The sequence below is a fragment of the Pseudomonas sp. UBA6276 genome (genome assembly GCF_002438365.1).
GTDB classification, from domain to species: domain Bacteria; phylum Pseudomonadota; class Gammaproteobacteria; order Pseudomonadales; family Pseudomonadaceae; genus Aquipseudomonas; species Aquipseudomonas coleopterorum.
This window is the reverse complement of record NZ_DJUS01000133.1, coordinates 1-16,842: the sequence shown is the minus strand read 5'-3', so window position 1 is coordinate 16,842 and position 16,842 is coordinate 1. Positions and strand designations below refer to the sequence as shown.

Here is a 16,842-nt window from a genome sequence, read left to right as displayed (position 1 = left end):
CCGATTAGGTCGTTTTGATGACATCGTTCGCAAGCTACTGTTTTCGCTGGCGAATCGGACATGACCGAAAAATGACCAGTCTGCATTCCAGCGTTCTGGCGCAGCACCGATGCGTCGCGTCGCACTTCTACCCACAGAGTTATCCACAGGTTGCGCAGGCTTCAGGTGCGTTCGGCGATGATCATCAGATTGCGGGGCGTCAGGGTTTCCGGGCAGAAGGTGCCGATCTGTGCGGTGTACTCGCGCTCTTGCAGGTACAGGGCGCGGTCGAGCACCAGCCACAGCTCTAGGGGCCTGCGGAACAGTCCGCGCAGCAGTTCGAGGTTGCGGACGTGGGCCAGTCGTTGCCAGCCGCGCGCTTCGAGGTCATCGAAGTCCACACCACGCCCTATGGGTACGCTCTGCAGTCCGGCCAGGTCGCGGCAGTAGTCGGCGAAGGGTTTGTCCAACCAGGCGGCGGGCAGGGAGGGGCAGGGCAGGTAGTGGTCGGTGCCGCGTTGCTCGCGCTGCAGCAGGTCGAAGGCGAGGCGGCGGGCCATGGATTGGTCGCGCTGGCGGCGCACGCGGGCGCCGGCGGTGACGGTGGCTTCCAAGGGCAGGCCGAGGTCTTCGAGGGTCAGGGAAAGGGCGGAGGGTTCGCTGCACAGTTGGCGATAGGCGCTTTGGGTGCGGTTGTAGCAGCAGGGTGCGAAGGCCAGGTACTGGCAGCCCGCCTGGGTGGCGCGGTGCATGAGCTGGACGTGCAGGTCGCCGCAGGCGTGCAGGGCGACGGGGGTGGTGCAGGCTTGCAGGCGCAGGTCGTCGGCCATGACGTCTTGCAGCCGGTGGTGGGCGGGCAAGGCATGGCGGGTGCTGAGTTGGGCGCCGCTGGCGACCAGTGCGGGGTCGTATTCCAGGCAGGTGAGGCGCTGGTCATCGCGCAGCAGGCGGCGGCCGAGGTGGCCTTTGCCGGCGCACCAGTCCAGCCAGTGGCTGGTGGAATCGGCGAAGGGCAGGGCAGCGGCGAAGGCTTCGATCTGTTGCCATTTGCGGCCGGGCACGTCGACGTTGAGCCGGTGGCGAGCGGCGGGCACGTCAGTGGTCGGCAGTGGGCCCACTGCGCTGAGCGCATGTGCCTGCCGGGCCAACGCAGGAAAGGGCGCGGGGGCGTCCAGGTCCAGCAGCGAGTTATGCACAGCCTCGGCCTCGGCCAGGGTGCGGGCGCGCAGCCAGGTGGCAAGCTCGGGATATTGCGCTTCCCAAGGCAAAGTCAGTTGGTTGAAGGGCTTGGGTCGCCAGAGATCGACGTGCGCGGCCAAAAAGGCGTCCAGTGCGTGAAAGCGCTCACGCAGCTGGTCGCCTTGCAGGGTCAGCGGCCCTGGCACGCGTCCACGCGCAGCCAGCGCTCGAGCAGTTTGAAGGCCTGCACCAGCACGAACGACATGGCCAGGTAGAACATGCCGGCGGCGAAGAAGATTTCCACCGGCAGGTAGGTGCGGGCAATGATCGTGCGGGCCATGCCGGTGAGTTCCAGCAGGGTGACGGTGCTGGCCAGCGAGCTGGCCTTGAGCATCAGGATCACTTCGTTGCTGTAGGCCGGCAGGCCGATGCGGGCGGCGCGTGGCAGCATGATGTGCACCAGCGCCTTGCTGCGAGACATGCCGAGGGCGCGGGCGGCTTCGATCTCGCCCTTGGGAATGGCTTGCAGGGCGCCGCGCAGGATTTCTGCGATGTAGGCGGCAGTGTGCAGGGTCATGGTCCCGGCGGCGCACCAGAACGGGCTGCGCAGGTAGGGCCATAGGCTGCTCTCGCGCACGGCGTCGAACTGTGCCAGCCCGTAGTACACCAGGAACAGCTGCACCAGCAGCGGCGTACCGCGAAAGAAGAAGATGTAGGCGTAGGGCAGCCCGCTGATGTACCACTTCTTCGAGGTGCGGGCGATGCCCAGCGGGATGGCCAGGATAAGTCCGGCCAGCACCGCGATGGCGACCAGTTCCAGGGTCAGGGTGGCGCCTTGCATGAGGCGCGGCAGCCACTTGATGATCACTTCCCAGTTCATTGCGAGGCCCTCGCGAAGCCGCGCGCGGCGCGTTTCTCCATGAAGTGCAGGGCAACCATGGCGACCACGGTGAGGCTCAGGTACATCAGGGCGGCGACCATATAGAAGGTGAACGGCTGTTTGCTGACGGTGACGGCGTTCTGCGCGTTGCGCATGATTTCTTCCAGGCTGATGACGGACACCAGCGCGGTGTCCTTCATCAGAATCAGAAACAGATTACCCAGCCCCGGCAGGGCGATGCGCCACATCTGCGGCAGCACCAGGCGGATGAAGATGCGCGACGTACTCAGGCCCAGGGCCAGGCCGGCTTCGCGATGGCCTTTGGGAATGGCCAGGATGGCGCCGCGGAACACCTCGGTGGCGTAGGCGCCGAAGCACAGGCCAAGGGCGATCACGCCAGCGGCGAAAGGGCTGAGCTCCAGGCTGCCGACGCCCAGCGCCAGGCCGAAGCTGCGCAGCCCGTTGACGGTGCCGAAGTAGATCAGCAACACCCATAGCAGCTCGGGGATGCCGCGTACCAGCGTCGAGTAGAAACCGCCGAGCCACTGCAGGGGGCGGTTGCGCGAGGTTTTCGCCAGAGCCCCGGCGAGGCCCAGCAACAGCCCCAGGCATAGGGCGCTGAGGGCCAGTTTGACGGTCATCAGCGCGCCTGCGGCAAGCGCAGGGCCGAAGCCATAGAGATCGATGTTCATGGGCAGGCTTGTTCAGGGGCAGACGTCGGCCTTGTAGGTCGACGCCTGCCGGGCTGTCAGAGAATGCTGAAAGGGAAGTACTTGTCGTTGATCTGCTTGTAGGTGCCGTCAGCGATGATTTCCTGCAGTGCCGCGTTCAGCTTCTCGCGCAGAGCGTCGCCCTTGCGGACGGCAATGCCGATCTTGTCGCTTTCCTCGACCGCATCGCCCTTGAACTCGAAGTCTTGGCCGGCCTTGCTTTTCAGCCAGTCGTAGCTGGCGTACTTGTCGGCCAGGATGGCATCGAGGCGGCCGCTGCTCAGGTCCAGGAAGGCATTTTCGGAGGTGTCATAGAGCTGAGCCTCGATACCGTACTTGTCTTCCAGCCAGGTGCCGGACAGGGTCGCGCGCTGGGCACCGATGGATTTGTTCTCCAGGCTTTCGCGGTCGATGGGGAAATCCACACCCTTCTTGGCGATGAACTGCAGCTTGTTGCTGTAGTAGGGGTTGGTGAAGTCCACCACTGCCGAGCGCTCGGGGGTGATCGACATGGACGACACCAGGAAGTCGAACTTCTGCGACTGCAGCGCGGGGATGATGCCGTCCCAGTCGGAGGTGACCACTTCACATTCCACTTCCATCTTCGCGCACAGGGCCTTGCCGATGTCGACGTCGAAGCCCACGACCTGGCCGCTGGTGTCCTTGCTGTTGAACGGTGGGTAGGCCGCTTCCACGCCCATGCGCAGTTTTTCGGCCGCCATGGCCGCGCCGTTGACCAGCAGTGTGGCGGCAACCGCCAGAAAGAGTTTCTTGATGTTCATATTGTTATTGCTCCGTTAGCGGTTGCTGGACATGAACTGCCTGCAGCGCGCCGACAAGGGGTTGTCGAATACTTGCTCGGGCGTACCCTGCTCTTCCACCAGACCTTGATGCAGAAACACCACTTCGCTGGAGACTTGCCGGGCGAAGCCCATCTCGTGTGTCACCAGCAGCATGGTACGGCCTTCTTCGGCCAGGTTGCGAATAACCGAGAGCACCTCCTGGACCATTTCCGGATCCAGCGCCGAGGTCGGCTCGTCGAACAGGATAACCTTGGGTTGCATGGCCAGGGTGCGGGCAATCGCCGCACGTTGTTGCTGACCGCCGGAAAGCTCGTTCGGATAGGCGTGGCGCTTGTCGGCGATACCGACCTTTTCCAGCAGCGCCTCGGCCACCTCGACCGCTTCGGTGCGGCTCTGGCCGAGCACACGGCGCGGCGCTTCGATGATGTTGTCGAGCACGCTCATGTGCGGCCACAGGTTGAAATTTTGAAACACAAAACCGATCTGGCTGCGCAGCCGGTTGATCTGGCGATTGTCGGCGGCAATCAGCTCGCCGTTGCGTGCGGCCTTGAGCTTGAGCGCTTCACCGGCCACCAGGATTTCGCCCTGATGGGGGTTTTCCAGCAGGTTGATGCAGCGCAGCAGGGTCGACTTGCCGGAACCGGATGAACCGAGGATGGAGATCACTGCACCGTCGTTGGCGGCCAGCGATATGCCTTTGAGCACGTCCAGTGCACCGTAGCGCTTGTGCAGGTTACGGATTTCCAGAGCGGGCGTGGCCTGAGCCATGTGCGGTCCTCATATGGGCGGGTGCGGCCTGCCATCGTCGACATGAACAGCCAGGCGCACAGCTAGCATAGCGCGGATGGCGGGACTGAACGTGCAGCTGGGTTCTCGAGTGCCTGATGCACGGTGCAAGGGCACTGTGGGCAGGACTTCGGACAGGCAGGGCGCGGTAAAAAGGCGCGATGTTGCCAGTTTTGCCGGGACGAGGAAAGCGCGAATGCAGGGGATGTTCAATGGCGCGATGAGAGGCAGGTGGCACGAAGTAGCACCTGAGTCGTGCATTGTCCGCGCAAAAGTTGCGCCTTTAGGTTGCACTGTTTTTGTGCGAGGGTGTTACCGGCGTCGTTTTTTGGTGCGGCATAACGACCCAGGCTGAGTAGTTCGGTAATGCGCCGGAGCCACAAGGGCAAACCTCAACGGATTCAATCCCTTGCCACGATCGGTCGAGAGGTCCGATTCAGGGCGGCAGGATATACCTTGGTACAATTTGGCGCAATTTTTGCGTAAAAGATATGGAACGGGGTGTAGCGGACTTTGCACAAGGCTCGCGATCACCGCCGGACAGAACGCTATTTTTCGCAAAGGTAGTTTTATGAGTACGCAGAATTCCACAGGTCTCGCTCAGGGACTCAAGCCGCGTCATGTAACTATGCTGTCGATCGCCGGTGTGATCGGTGCCGGCCTGTTCGTAGGTTCCGGCCACGCCATCGCTGCTGCCGGCCCCGCCGTGCTGCTGGCCTATGCCGCTGCCGGTAGCTTGGTGGTACTGGTCATGCGCATGTTGGGTGAAATGGCCGTTGCCTCGCCTGACACCGGTTCGTTTTCCACCTACGCCGACCGCGCCATCGGCCATTGGGCCGGTTTCTCCATCGGCTGGCTGTACTGGTGGTTCTGGGTGCTGGTAATCCCGCTGGAAGCCAACGCCGCCGCCTCGATCCTGCACGCGTGGATTCCCGATGTTGCGCATTGGGTGTTCGCTTTGGTGATCACCCTGGTGCTGACGGTAACCAACCTGTTCAGCGTGAAGAACTACGGTGAATTCGAGTTCTGGTTCGCGCTGATAAAGGTGCTGGCGATCATCGCCTTCATCGTCGTAGGCCTGGGCGCGGTGTTCGGCTTCATGCCCAACAGCCAGGTCAGCGGTGTCAGCCACCTCACCGACACCATGGGCTTCATGCCCAACGGGCTGGGCGCCGTCGTCGCTGCCATGCTGACCACCATGTTCTCGTTCATGGGCACCGAAATCGTCACCATCGCCGCCGCCGAATCGAAGAACCCTGGTCAGCAGATCTCCAAGGCCACCAACTCGGTGATCTGGCGGATCTTCCTGTTCTACCTCGTATCGATCTTTCTGGTGGTGGCCCTGGTGCCATGGAACGACCCGCGCCTGGCCGAGCTGGGTTCCTACCAGACCGTGCTGGAGCTGATCGGTATTCCCAACGCCAAGCTAATAGTCGACATCGTGGTACTGGTCGCCGTAACCAGCTGCCTGAACTCGGCGCTGTACACCGCTTCGCGCATGCTGTTCTCCCTGAGCAAGCGTGGCGATGCGCCGGCTGCCGCACAGAAAACCTCGAAGTCGGGCACCCCGTCGGTAGCCGTGCTGATGTCCACCGCCGCCGCCTTCGTGGCCGTGATCGCCAACTACGTCGCGCCAGCCGCCGTGTTCGATTTCCTGCTCGCCACTTCCGGCGCCATCGCGTTGCTGGTGTACCTGGTGATCGCTGTGTCGCAACTTCGCATGCGCCGCAAGCGCGAGATCGCCGGTGAGAAGATCGACTTCAAGATGTGGCTGTTCCCCGGCCTCACCTACCTGGTCATCCTGTTCATCGTTGCAGTACTGACCACCATGGCGCTGCGCGAAGACCACCGCGTGGAAATCCTCGCTACGGGCGGCCTGGCCATCGCGGTCGTGGTTGCGGGCCTGATCGTCTCCAGCCGTCGCAAGGCCGGTAATGCGCGAGTAGCGCTGAGCCGCTGATCGATTGGATCGTTGGAATGCAAAGGCCGCTGTCAGTGATGACAGCGGCCTTTGTCGTTTCAGGATGGACAGGTCACTGCCCTAACGGTCCTCGCAAACTGTGTTCTTTTTGCGCCATGTCGCTGTTCTTCGGGCCTGCCGGAGGCTTGAAGATATCCTGCTTCCAACTTGGCCAGCGAGCGACAGCTTGTCGACACATGGATACGTGGTTTAGAAATTCCTGCTTCTTGGTCGTCATTTAGGTTCCCTCTATGTAGGTAGACAGCAGATTCGCTGCTGCTGCTTCACGATCCATGTAAGAGCACGGAAGCATCTGGGTCCTGAGCTTTGCACTCTCTTCTTTCCACTCGACGATTTCGCCGTCGTCGTTCTTGCGTGCCACCGGGTAGCCGCTGCCGAGATTCGTCGAGAATAGGTTGAAAAAGCTCCGCGGGCCAACCCCGATGAAAGGTTCGAATACGACATTGTCCGGGTTGTTCCCGAGCGAGATGGCGTCGGAGTGAAATTCCAGAGCCTTGCTCTTGGGGTAGGGTTCTACGTAGACCACCCGTTTGATACCTGCAGCCACAATGTGCTTGGCGCAGTTGTGACAGGGGAAAGTCGTGCAGTACAAGTCGCTGCCCGAGCAGTTCACACCCGAGCGGGCGCTCGACAGCAAGGCCTCCATTTCGGCATGCACCACCCGGCCATATTCGGTGATGTCCTTGATCTTGCTCTTTCTGATCAATGGCGCCAGTTCCTGGTGATACTCCTGCGGAACGACCGCAAGGATATCGTCGATGATCAGCCTTTTCTGGATGGCGTTGGAGTCTTGACCGCGCATGTAATCACGCCCGTCAGGCGCATCTACGATGCCGTGGGTGTCCGGATCCTTTTCGGGCCAGTAAAGGCCTCCGTGGGCCTTGGGAACATCATTGGCCCCGGTGGCGATGATGCAGCGGTGCTTGGTCAGGACTGCCCCTACCTGACGCGAGAGGTCGGCAGACCTCAACGAGGCGGAAAACGCCATGAACATCGCGTACTCGTCGAACGTCGGGGTGATGTAGGGGCGACCGAAAAGCAGGTCGAGAATACGCCACGTCTGTTTCTTCAACGAGTCGGAGTTGCCATTGTAGTCAATGAAGAAGTCGGAGAGATGGTAGGTGTTGCGGGTGTGCTGACCATGTTCGTCGCGCTCGTCCGCATCACGCTCTATCAGGCGCGATGCCTGTTCCTCCGTCATGGACAGGTCCTTCACCAGATACTCATGGCGTCGTGTCAGATCGGCGTGGACGCCGACCAGAAAAAAGCCATCGGAATAGATCTTGCGCAGACGCTCGACTTCCGCAGGGCTTTTCAATGAGTTGATGATGAATGCCCGGCGACGCATGGGGGCCGACTCGCTTCGCAGCTTGTTGATTTGCACCGCCGCGCCCAATGCCAGTATGGCGTTGTCCTTGCTCTTCCCGCGCAGCCGGTTCCCTTCTTCCATGAAGCTGCTGATGCGGTCGTACTGATGGGTGGTGTCGGCAGGGGAACCGATGCTTGCAATGACATCCGTAGAGACTTTGATGGTGCAGGTTTCGTAGCCGAAAATCTTGAGCCGGTCGCCGATCAGCTTCGACACCTCCGGAAGGTCGGTTCCGATCGTCCCGACCAGCCCGATGATGAGCTCGGAATCGGAATAGGTATCGTCGATGAAATAGGATGTGTCCGATGCAGGTTCCTGGGAAAGCTCTGCCAGCATTTGCGCTGCATCGTCAGGTTGCGTGTGCTGCGCTCCGTAATGGCTATTGAGCAAAGGCTCGACCATTTCCTGGAGCTTCGACGCCGCGTGGGATTTGCCTTGAAAGTGCAGGGTGCCAGTAGACGGGTACCAGTTGAGAATGCCTTTGCTGCGAGTCTTGAACTGATGCTGGTTTTCGTTGATTACCCGCCATTCGCCAGCGGGCAGAATGCTTTCGAGCTTTATCTTGAGTTCTTCGAACGTGCCATCAAAGCGCATGGTGACTCCTTGTTCTTGCTGCCGATCAATCCGTTGATCGAGGGGACTCTCGGTGACTTTCGAGAGGTGGGACGTGAAGCGAATAAAGATAGCCCATCAAGACGCGAGCGTACGGTAACCAGTCCTGTGATAGGTAACAGCATGTGTGAGTCACCCAAACTATTCCCGAACTGGCTCAATGAGACCACGAGAATCCTCAAACCCAAAACGACTTAAATAGAAATGCGAATCACTCCATGCTAGATTCTCCCGCTTTTTGAGATATGTCGACACAAAAAAACGGCTGGTCTTCGCAGGATCTTCAGGGGAGAGGATGGTAGATGGCTCGCAATAACAAGATTAATTCCAGCGCGAATTCTGTGGCTTTACTCGTTGCCACACTCAGTTGGCAGGGCATCGCCGCTGCTGACCAGGCGCCTGCCAGGCCTGCAACCAACGATTCGGTTCTACAGTTGCAGAACCTGGTCATTACCGAACAAGCACCGGAAAGCCAGCAGAGTACGGGTTATCAAGTACAGAACAGCACCGCGGGCACCAAAACCAGTACGCCTTTGTCCGAGACTCCGCGTTCCGTCTCGGTGGTCACGCGCCAACGCATCCAGGACCAGGGTTCTCAGACGCTTACCGATATTCTTGGCTACGTGCCGGGCATTTTCGCGCCGCCTTTCGCCGTGGGCGATGGTTTGGCCGGTGACCTGTTTTCCATCCGCGGTTACAACGCCACGGACTATGGCTATGGCTTGCTGAAAGATGGTTTGCGCCTGCAAGGAAACCGATACGACACCACCACCGAGCCCTATGGGCTGGAGCGTACCGAAGTCTTTCGAGGCCCAAGCTCGATTCTCTACGGGGAAAATGCGCCGGGCGGACTGGTCAATCTGGTCAGTAAAAAGCCGACCGAAACCGCGCAGGGCGAGGCCAAGTTTACCTATGGCAGCAACAATCGCCGCCAACTCGGACTCGATGTTTCGGGTCCGTTGACGGACGACAACCGTATTCTGGGCCGGCTGGTGATGCTGGGCCGAAATGCCGATACGCAAGTTGACTCGGTGCCGGATGACCGCCTCTACATCGCGCCGTCGATGACGTTCAACTTCAGCGAAGACACCGCACTGACCTTGCTGTCGACTTACCAGCGCGACCGCACGAAGTTGCTGTTGGGCTATCCGGCAGCAGGAACGCTGCTCAATAACGTCAATGGCAAGATCGGCAAGGACCAGTTCAACGGCAATCCGAACTGGGACGATTTCGAGCGCGAAACCTGGACCTTGGGTTATGAGTTCAGCCATCAGATCAACGACGTCTGGCAGTTCCGTCAGAACTCGCGCTACATGGAATCGCGCTTGAACCGTCATGAAACCTGGCCAAACAATCTGAACCGGGCGGGCTTTGGCAGTACGTTGAGCAGCACGGCTTATGATCGTGACAACAAATCGATCACCTATTCAGTGGATAACCAGTTCGAAGGCCACTTCACTTCAGGGGCGCTGGACAACACAGTGCTGCTCGGCGCAAGTTACGACCGCACTTCGTTCAACCAGGATTGGAACGCAGGCTTGGGCGGTACTTACAGCGTGTTCAACCCGGTGTTCTCGGCGGTGCAACCGAACGCCTCGCAATACGTGCAGAACTCCCAGCTCGATCAGCACATGTACGGTGCGTATGGCCAGTTGCAAAGCAAGTACGACAACTGGATCTTCCTGTTGGGCGGGCGTCAGGACTGGGTGCAGAGCGAATACCGCAACCGTGCCAGCGCGGCGCGTCCAGGCAGCGCAGCAATAGCGGCCACGGACCTGGATGGCTGGGATCACCGGTTCAGCTGGCAGACGGGTTTGATGTACCAGTTCGAAAACGGCATCTCGCCCTACGTCAGCTACTCCACGGCATTCACCCCCGTACAGCAATCGTCCCAGCCCAACGGCGATCTGCTCGATCCGATTCTCAGCAAGCAGTATGAAGTGGGTGTGAAGTTCGAGCCCAAAGGGTGGAACACGACCTTCAGTGCGGCTGTTTTCGACCTGACCAAATCACGCGACGTGGTCGCAGGCAGCAGCGGCTTCAGCCGGCAAGTGGGCGAGAGCAAGTCCCAGGGCCTGGAGCTTGAAGTCAACAGTGACGTGACGCCCAATCTCAGTCTGGTTGCGTCGTACACCTACACGGACGCACGGGTGACCAAAGACGCGCCAGGCTCATTATTCGAAGATCATCAATTGACGGGTATTCCACGCAACCAGGCGTCGACCTGGGCGACGTATCGCTTCCTGGACGGCGCGCTGAGCGGCTTGCGCCTGGGCGGCGGCGTGCGCTACTTCGACAACACCTTTGCCTACACAGCCCCGACGCTGTACGGCAAGCTTAAAACCGGCAATGTGACGCTGGTGGATGCGTTGGTGGGGTATGACATCAACGAGCATTGGTCGGTGGACGTGAACGCTAAGAACCTGTTCGACAAGGAGTACGTGTCGGGCTGCAACAACGCGGGTCGCTGCTATTGGGGCGAGGAGCGAACGGTGCTGGGGACCGTGGCGTTTCGCTGGTAAGCCACCCAATTTGGCCAGGGAGGGTACGCTGGGCCTGTGAGTGGATCCGAGGACCGAACTCGATCCATTCGCATGCCCACAGGCTTTCACGAGGTGTGAAACGCCAGACAACAAAAAGCCCGCACTAGGCGGGCTCTCTGTGTGTTTTCAGGTAATGCTGGCACCACCTGAAAACGGAAGGTGGTGCCCAGAGACGGAATCGAACCGCCGACACGGGGATTTTCAATCCCCTGCTCTACCGACTGAGCTATCTGGGCAACGGGGCGCATTAAACTGGTTTTTCGACGGGTCGTCAAGCGTGATGTCGAAAAAAATTTTAATTAATACCGTCGCTTACGATTTTGCTGGGTTATTCGGCGGGTGGCACGTAGCCGTCGGCCTTGGCGTATTCCTCGCCGGACAGGTACTTGTCCATCTCGCCCTGCAGGAATTTGCGGTCTTCGGCGTTCATCATGTTCAGGCGGCGCTCGTTGATCAGCAGCGTCTGGTGTTTCTGCCAGTCGCCCCAGGCTTGCTGGGAGACGTGGTTGTAGATGTCTTCGCCCTTGGCGCCGGGGTAGGGCGGGCGCTCGAGGCCGGGCAGTTCTTCTTTGTACTTGCGGCACATTACGGTGCGGGTCATTACAGATCTCCTGCGTTCAAGGCGTCGGCTGCGTGTTGCAGCAGCTTCTTCACCGGGGCTGCCAGGCCCAGGCGCGGCGGTGTGGCGAGGTTATACCAGAGCCAGTCGGCCTCGGCCACGTGGTGGGCGGTCTGCTCGACCTGCACCAGCCACGGGTCGATGGCCAGCTGGAAATGGCTGAAGGTGTGAGTCAGGGCAGGTAGCTGGCGCCGGCCGAGCAGATGCAGCGCGTGCTGGTCGGCGAGGTGGTCGAGGTCGTTCAGGTCATCGAGCTGGGGAAGGCTCCACAGGCCGCCCCACAGGCCGCTGGAGGGCCTGCGATAAAGGAGGATGGCGCCTTCGCGGTTGGCGAGCAGAGGCATCAACGTTGCGCGTTGCGGAACGGCCTTACGCGGTTTGGGCACCGGGTAGCGGATTTCCAGGCCAAGCATGTGCGCTTCACAGCTTTTTTCCAGTGGGCAGAGCAGGCAGCTGGGCTTGCTGCGGGTGCACAGGGTGGCGCCCAGGTCCATCATCGCCTGGGTGTAGTGGTTCACTCGGGTCTGCGGGGTCAGGCGCTCGGCGGTGGCCCACAGCGCCTTGGCCACCTTGGGCTCGCCCGGATAGCCTTCCTGCGCGGTATAGCGGGCGAGCACGCGCTTGACGTTGCCGTCGAGGATCGGCGCGCGCAGGCCCATGCTGATGCTGGCGATCGCCCCGGCCGTGGACAGGCCGATGCCGGGCAGTTCGACCAGTTTCTCCACGTCGTGGGGAAACTCGCCGCCGTGCTCGGCCATCACGATCTTGGCGGTTTTCTGCAGGTTGCGGGCGCGGGTGTAGTAGCCCAGCCCGGTCCACAGGTGCAGCACTTCGTCTTCCGGCGCCTCGGCCAGCGCCTGCACGGTGGGCAGCGCCGCCATGAAGCGGTCGAAGTAGTTCAGCACCGTGCTGACCTGGGTCTGTTGCAGCATGATTTCCGAGACCCACACCCGATACGGGTTGATGTCCTGCTGCCACGGCAAATCATGCCGGCCGTTACGGTCGTACCATTCCAGCACGGCGCTGGAAAACTGCTCGGGACTCATCGGTTGAACAGACCTCGCAACGCGTCTTTGAGTTTGGGGTCGACCTTGTCGCCCAGTTTTTCTTCGAGCTTCTCGTCGATCTTGTCGCGAATACGGTCGCCGGCCAGCTTGGCAGCCACCTGGCCCAGGCCGTCACGGTCGATGCGGCAGGCCTTGGCGCCCATCTCCAGCGGGCCACGGCAGCGCAGCGGCAGTTCCACGCCGACGAAACGTTCGCCCACCTGACAGGCCGGATCGGCACTGGTGCCCTGTTCGCCTTCCACCACCACGCCCACGCGGTAGTCCATGCCCAGTACGCGCAGATCGACGTCGCCGTCGCCTTTGACGGTCAGGCCGGGAATGCGCACGAGCAGGTCCTGGTTGCTGGCCACGCCGTTGCGGAACACCAGGCTGCCCTTGAGCTCCTTGAACGGTGTGTCCTTGCCACGCGGTTCGCCGTTGAGGGTCTTGCGGTTGAGCACCGAGATGCCGCGGCAGATCTGCTGCTCCAGGTTGGCGTTGACCAGTACGCCGTCGTTGAGGGCGAAGCTGGCGGTGCCGTTGAGCGATTCGACCAGCGCCTTCTGGCTGTTGCCCGAGCCGCTCAGGTTGCTGTTGAGGTTCAACAGGCCCCTGACCGGTGGGTTGGCGTTCTGCGATTTGATGAAGTTTTCCACAGGCACCTTGTCGATGCGCGTCTGCAACGCCAGCAGCGGCGTTTCCGGACGCACGTCCAGGGTGCCCTGGGTGGTGAAGGTGCCGTTGTAGAGGCCACCGGCCAGGGTTTGCAAGGTCAGCATGCCGCCCTGGCCCTGGGCCTTGAGGGTGGCGTTGCGCACTGGCAGGGCCTTGAGGGTCAGTTGGCCGATGGCGAGGTCGGCTTGTACGTCCAGGGCTCGCAGGCGTTCGACCGGCAGCAGGCGATCGTCGCTCCAGGCGCCGCGGGTTGGCGCGTCGGGCAGTGGCGATTCACCGGATGCCACGGCGGCCGCTTCGCTGTTCTGCACCTCGGCCTGGCGCGCCGCGCTGGCGTTGGCGGCCTTTTCGGTCTTGGCCGGCAGGTAGCGGTCGGCGTTGAAGGTGTCGCCCTTGAGCTGCAGGCGCAGTGCCTGGCGGGCGAAATCTTCCACGGCGATGCGGCCGGTGAAGGTGCTCTCGTCCAGCTTCAGCGTCAGGTCTTCCAGGCCCAGGCTGTCGCGGGTGCCCTGCAGCCGGCTGACCAGTTCGAACTTGCCGAGGCTGCCCGGGGCCATCGCTGGCAACGGTTGGCCGATGCTGTCGAAGAAGGCACGCAGATCCAGCTCGGCAATCGACAGGCCACCGGTGAGCTGAGGCTCGCTGTCCAGATTGCGCACGCGCAGTTCGCCCAGCGCACGCATCTGGTTGGCGGCCAGCTTGAGGCCGGTCCATTCGGCGATGTTGGCGGACTGGTCCAACAGCAACTGCCCCTGGGCGCTGAAGGTGACCGTCTTGCCTTGCAGCGGATCGCCCGAGGCTTCACCGCTCAGGCGCATGTCCTCGAGCTGGTAGCGCTTGAGCACGCGATCGAAGCGAAGCTCGCCGGCCAGTTCGGTACGGGCCCGCACCACGGGCTGGTTGGTGCCCAGGAACGCAGTCAGTTTCAGCGGGATGTCGGCGCCTTCGTGAACGGCGCCGGTGCTGAGCTGGATGCTCTCGGCGGTGTACATGCGGCCGGTGCGCGCGTCGTGGTACTGCACGCGGGCGTTGTTCACGGTGAGGCTGTCGATGTCCAGCTTGACCGGGCGCGACGGTGCCTGGGGCTTGCCGGGTTCGGTGACTGCCGGGGCGTTCGGGTCGTTGGGGTCTGCCGTGGTGGTGGGCAGGGGCTTGCCGATGTCTTCCCAGTTGCCGTGGCCGTTGGCGTCACGCTCCAGGGACAGGTTCAAGCCCTCGACCCGTACGTCGCTCATCTGCACTTCCTTGCGCAGCAGCGGCAGCACGCGCACCGAAAGGCCGAGCATCTGCAGGTCGGCGAAAGGCGTCTTGGGGTTGGCGAGCGTGGCCACGCTGGCGTCGTGCAGTTCCAGACCCAGCCATGGGAACAGGCTCCAGCCGATGTCCCCGTTGAGGGTCAGCTCGACGTGAGCCCTGTCCCGTGCCAGTTGGCGAATCTCGTCCTTGTAGTCGTTGGGGTCGAAGAGGTGGGTGAGGGCGAAACCCAGGGCCACCAGAATCAACAACAGACCGAGAATGCACAGGCCGAGGATTTTGCCGAACGCTTTCATGGGCGAGTCCTTTAGTCCGAAATTTGGAAGTTAGCGGGAGAGTATAACGTTGTGCGTCTGGTGATGTGGGCGGTCTGTCGGTGCCGTTGCATCAGGCGTTCGACGCTGCCTTGCGAGGGCGTCGCGAGCCCTTTGGCGCGCAGGTTTCGGCGATCCGGAGGAAATCCTCGGGACCGTTCGGGAGGTTTTGCCAACCATCCGGCAGATCATTGAAATAAAGGGATAGCAGTTTGCTTCCATTGGTTACATCTGGTGGTAATCTTCTCGCCTTCGACTGTCCGCTGCGACTTTATGTCGCGATTTGCCAAATGCTGCCGATAAAACAATCGATCGCCAACGTGCATGAAGGATGTGGGCGCATTTGTGTGCAGACAGCTGAACTACAAAAATCAACGGGGGTTACGAAATGAGCAGTAGTCTTTCGGGCGGCGGCGTGGGTGCCCAGCCAGGATTTCTGTCCAAGGAGCGGATCATCGCCAAGCCTGGCTTCAACCGCTGGCTGGTTCCACCAGCCGCGTTGGCCATTCACTTGTGCATCGGCATGGCGTACGGTTTCTCGGTGTTCTGGTTGCCGCTGTCCAAGGCAATCGGCATCACCGCACCGGTGGCGTGCGCGCCCGACCTGAGTTTTTTCAGCCAGGTGTTCTCATCGTCCTGTGACTGGTCGGTGTCGATGCTGAGCTGGATCTACACCCTGTTCTTCATTTTCCTGGGCTGCTCGGCAGCCATCTGGGGTGGCTGGCTGGAACACGCCGGGCCGCGCAAGGCCGGTGTCGTGTCGGCTCTGTGCTGGTGCGGTGGTCTGGTCATTTCCGCGTTGGGTATCTACACCCACCAGATCTGGCTGATGTGGCTGGGCTCGGGCGTGATCGGCGGTATCGGCCTGGGGCTGGGCTACATCTCCCCCGTATCGACCCTGATCAAGTGGTTCCCGGACAAGCGTGGCATGGCCACCGGCATGGCGATCATGGGCTTCGGCGGCGGTGCCATGGTCGGCGCCCCTCTGGCGGCTGCCTTGATGGGCCATTTCGCATCTCCTACCAGCGTTGGCGTGTGGCAGAGCTTCCTGGTGATGGCGGCGATCTACTTCGTCTTCATGATCGGCGGCGCGCTGTCGTACCGCGTCCCACCGACCGGTTGGAAGCCTGAAGGCTATGTTCCTTCGGCGAAGAAGGCCAAGGGCATGATCACCAACCGCCACGTGCACGTTAACGTGGCCTGGAAGACCCCTCAGTTCGCGCTGGTCTGGCTGGTGCTGTGCCTCAACGTTTCCGCCGGTATCGGTATTCTGGGCATGGCTTCGCCACTGCTGCAGGAAGTGTTCGGCGGCAAGCTGCTGGGCGTTGACCTGGCGTTCAACCAGCTGGACTCGGCGCAACTGGCGCAGATCGCTGCCATTGCAGCGGGCTTCACCGGCCTGCTCAGCCTGTTCAACATCGGTGGCCGGTTCTTCTGGGCTTCGTTCTCCGACTACATCGGCCGCAAGGTGACCTACTTCGTGTTCTTCGCCCTGGGCGTGGCGCTGTATGCCTCGGTACCGACCCTGGGTCATTCGGGCAACATCGCACTGTTCGTGGCGGCTTTCTGCATCGTGCTGTCGATGTACGGCGGCGGTTTCGCCACCGTGCCGGCCTACCTGGCCGACCTGTTCGGTACGCAGATGGTCGGCGCCATTCACGGTCGTCTGTTGACCGCCTGGGCCGTGGCCGGCGTGTTGGGCCCGGTGCTGGTGACCAACCTGCGTGACTACCAGCTGGCCCACGGCGTGGCCCGTGCGGCGGTGTACGACACCACGTTGTACATCCTCTCCGGCCTGCTGGTGCTGGGCTTCATCTGCAACGCGCTGGTACGTCCGGTGGCCGACAAGTACTTCATGACCGATGCCGAGCTCAAGGCCGAGCAGGCGCTGGGCCATGACAAGGGCACCGATGGCACCACCGTGCTGGAGTGGAAGGCCAATCCTGCGTCCAAGCCTCTGGCTGTCGCGGCCTGGCTGGCCGTGGGCATTCCGTTGGCGTGGGGCGTGTGGGTGACCCTGCAGAAGACGGCGGTGCTGTTTCATTGATGTAGACGTTTGAATCGGTGATGGCCCTTCGCGGCCGATGACCGC

At 61.5% G+C, this 16,842-nt stretch carries 12 protein-coding genes and 1 tRNA gene; 3 read left to right on the top strand and 10 right to left on the bottom strand.

The genetic code is table 11. The features are described 5' to 3' along the window. Positions 1 to 161: 161 nt before the first annotated feature. The 5 genes from B2V21_RS15860 to B2V21_RS15840 are packed head-to-tail and all read right to left on the bottom strand — an operon-like array spanning position 162 to position 4,319. Positions 162 to 1,364, bottom strand: coding sequence for a methyltransferase (locus B2V21_RS15860; protein WP_286917348.1), 1,203 nt, complete (start codon positions 1,362 to 1,364; stop codon positions 162 to 164). Then, positions 1,349 to 2,038 carry an ABC transporter permease gene (locus B2V21_RS15855; RefSeq protein WP_049861637.1) on the bottom strand — a complete coding sequence of 230 codons (690 nt, stop codon included), beginning with the start codon at positions 2,036 to 2,038 and terminating at the stop codon, positions 1,349 to 1,351. Before B2V21_RS15855 ends, B2V21_RS15860 begins: the two co-directional genes overlap by 16 nt. After that, the gene (locus B2V21_RS15850) at positions 2,035 to 2,730 is read right to left on the bottom strand and encodes an ABC transporter permease (protein ID WP_049861638.1); all 696 of its coding nucleotides are present in this window, start codon (positions 2,728 to 2,730) and stop codon (positions 2,035 to 2,037) included. The genes B2V21_RS15855 and B2V21_RS15850 overlap by 4 nt, the downstream gene beginning before the upstream one ends. Positions 2,731 to 2,786: 56 nt before the next feature. After that, positions 2,787 to 3,530: an ABC transporter substrate-binding protein gene (locus tag B2V21_RS15845; protein ID WP_286917347.1), complete on the bottom strand. Its 744-nt coding sequence runs from the start codon at positions 3,528 to 3,530 to the stop codon at positions 2,787 to 2,789. A gap of 15 nt (positions 3,531 to 3,545) precedes the next feature. Beyond that, complete coding sequence (locus tag B2V21_RS15840; RefSeq protein ID WP_049861640.1) at positions 3,546 to 4,319, bottom strand: ABC transporter ATP-binding protein; 774 nt, start codon at positions 4,317 to 4,319, stop codon at positions 3,546 to 3,548. A 589-nt stretch (positions 4,320 to 4,908) separates the two neighbouring features. Between B2V21_RS15840 and gabP the strand changes: the two genes are divergently transcribed. Beyond that, the gene (gabP, locus tag B2V21_RS15835) at positions 4,909 to 6,297 is read left to right on the top strand and encodes a GABA permease (protein ID WP_049861641.1); all 1,389 of its coding nucleotides are present in this window, start codon (positions 4,909 to 4,911) and stop codon (positions 6,295 to 6,297) included. A gap of 238 nt (positions 6,298 to 6,535) precedes the next feature. Here gabP and B2V21_RS15830 read toward each other — a convergent pair whose 3' ends face one another. After that, the gene (locus B2V21_RS15830; protein WP_286917346.1) at positions 6,536 to 8,281 is read right to left on the bottom strand and encodes an anti-phage dCTP deaminase; all 1,746 of its coding nucleotides are present in this window, start codon (positions 8,279 to 8,281) and stop codon (positions 6,536 to 6,538) included. Between the two features lie 320 nt (positions 8,282 to 8,601). On the opposite strand from B2V21_RS15830, the gene B2V21_RS15825 reads away from it, so the two are divergent. Next, positions 8,602 to 10,821 (top strand): TonB-dependent siderophore receptor, encoded by a 2,220-nt coding sequence (locus B2V21_RS15825; RefSeq protein ID WP_313659554.1) that lies wholly within the window; start codon positions 8,602 to 8,604, stop codon positions 10,819 to 10,821. A gap of 181 nt (positions 10,822 to 11,002) precedes the next feature. Here B2V21_RS15825 and B2V21_RS15820 read toward each other — a convergent pair. The 4 genes from B2V21_RS15820 to B2V21_RS15805 all read right to left on the bottom strand — a co-directional run bounded on the left by B2V21_RS15820 (position 11,003) and on the right by B2V21_RS15805 (position 14,732). Continuing rightward, positions 11,003 to 11,078, bottom strand: a tRNA-Phe gene (locus tag B2V21_RS15820). A 92-nt stretch (positions 11,079 to 11,170) separates the two neighbouring features. Continuing rightward, positions 11,171 to 11,443 (bottom strand): oxidative damage protection protein, encoded by a 273-nt coding sequence (locus B2V21_RS15815; protein ID WP_090355347.1) that lies wholly within the window; start codon positions 11,441 to 11,443, stop codon positions 11,171 to 11,173. Further along, positions 11,443 to 12,507: an A/G-specific adenine glycosylase gene (gene mutY, locus B2V21_RS15810; protein WP_286917345.1), complete on the bottom strand. Its 1,065-nt coding sequence runs from the start codon at positions 12,505 to 12,507 to the stop codon at positions 11,443 to 11,445. The genes B2V21_RS15815 and mutY overlap by 1 nt, the downstream gene beginning before the upstream one ends. Continuing rightward, a complete protein-coding gene (locus B2V21_RS15805) occupies positions 12,504 to 14,732 on the bottom strand; it encodes an AsmA family protein (RefSeq protein ID WP_286917344.1) in 2,229 nt (742 codons plus the stop codon). The genes mutY and B2V21_RS15805 overlap by 4 nt, the downstream gene beginning before the upstream one ends. 406 nt (positions 14,733 to 15,138) lie before the next feature. Between B2V21_RS15805 and B2V21_RS15800 the strand changes: the two genes are divergently transcribed. Further along, entirely contained in the window at positions 15,139 to 16,797 is a 1,659-nt protein-coding gene (locus tag B2V21_RS15800; protein ID WP_049861646.1) for an OFA family MFS transporter, read from the top strand. Positions 16,798 to 16,842: the final 45 nt, after the last annotated feature.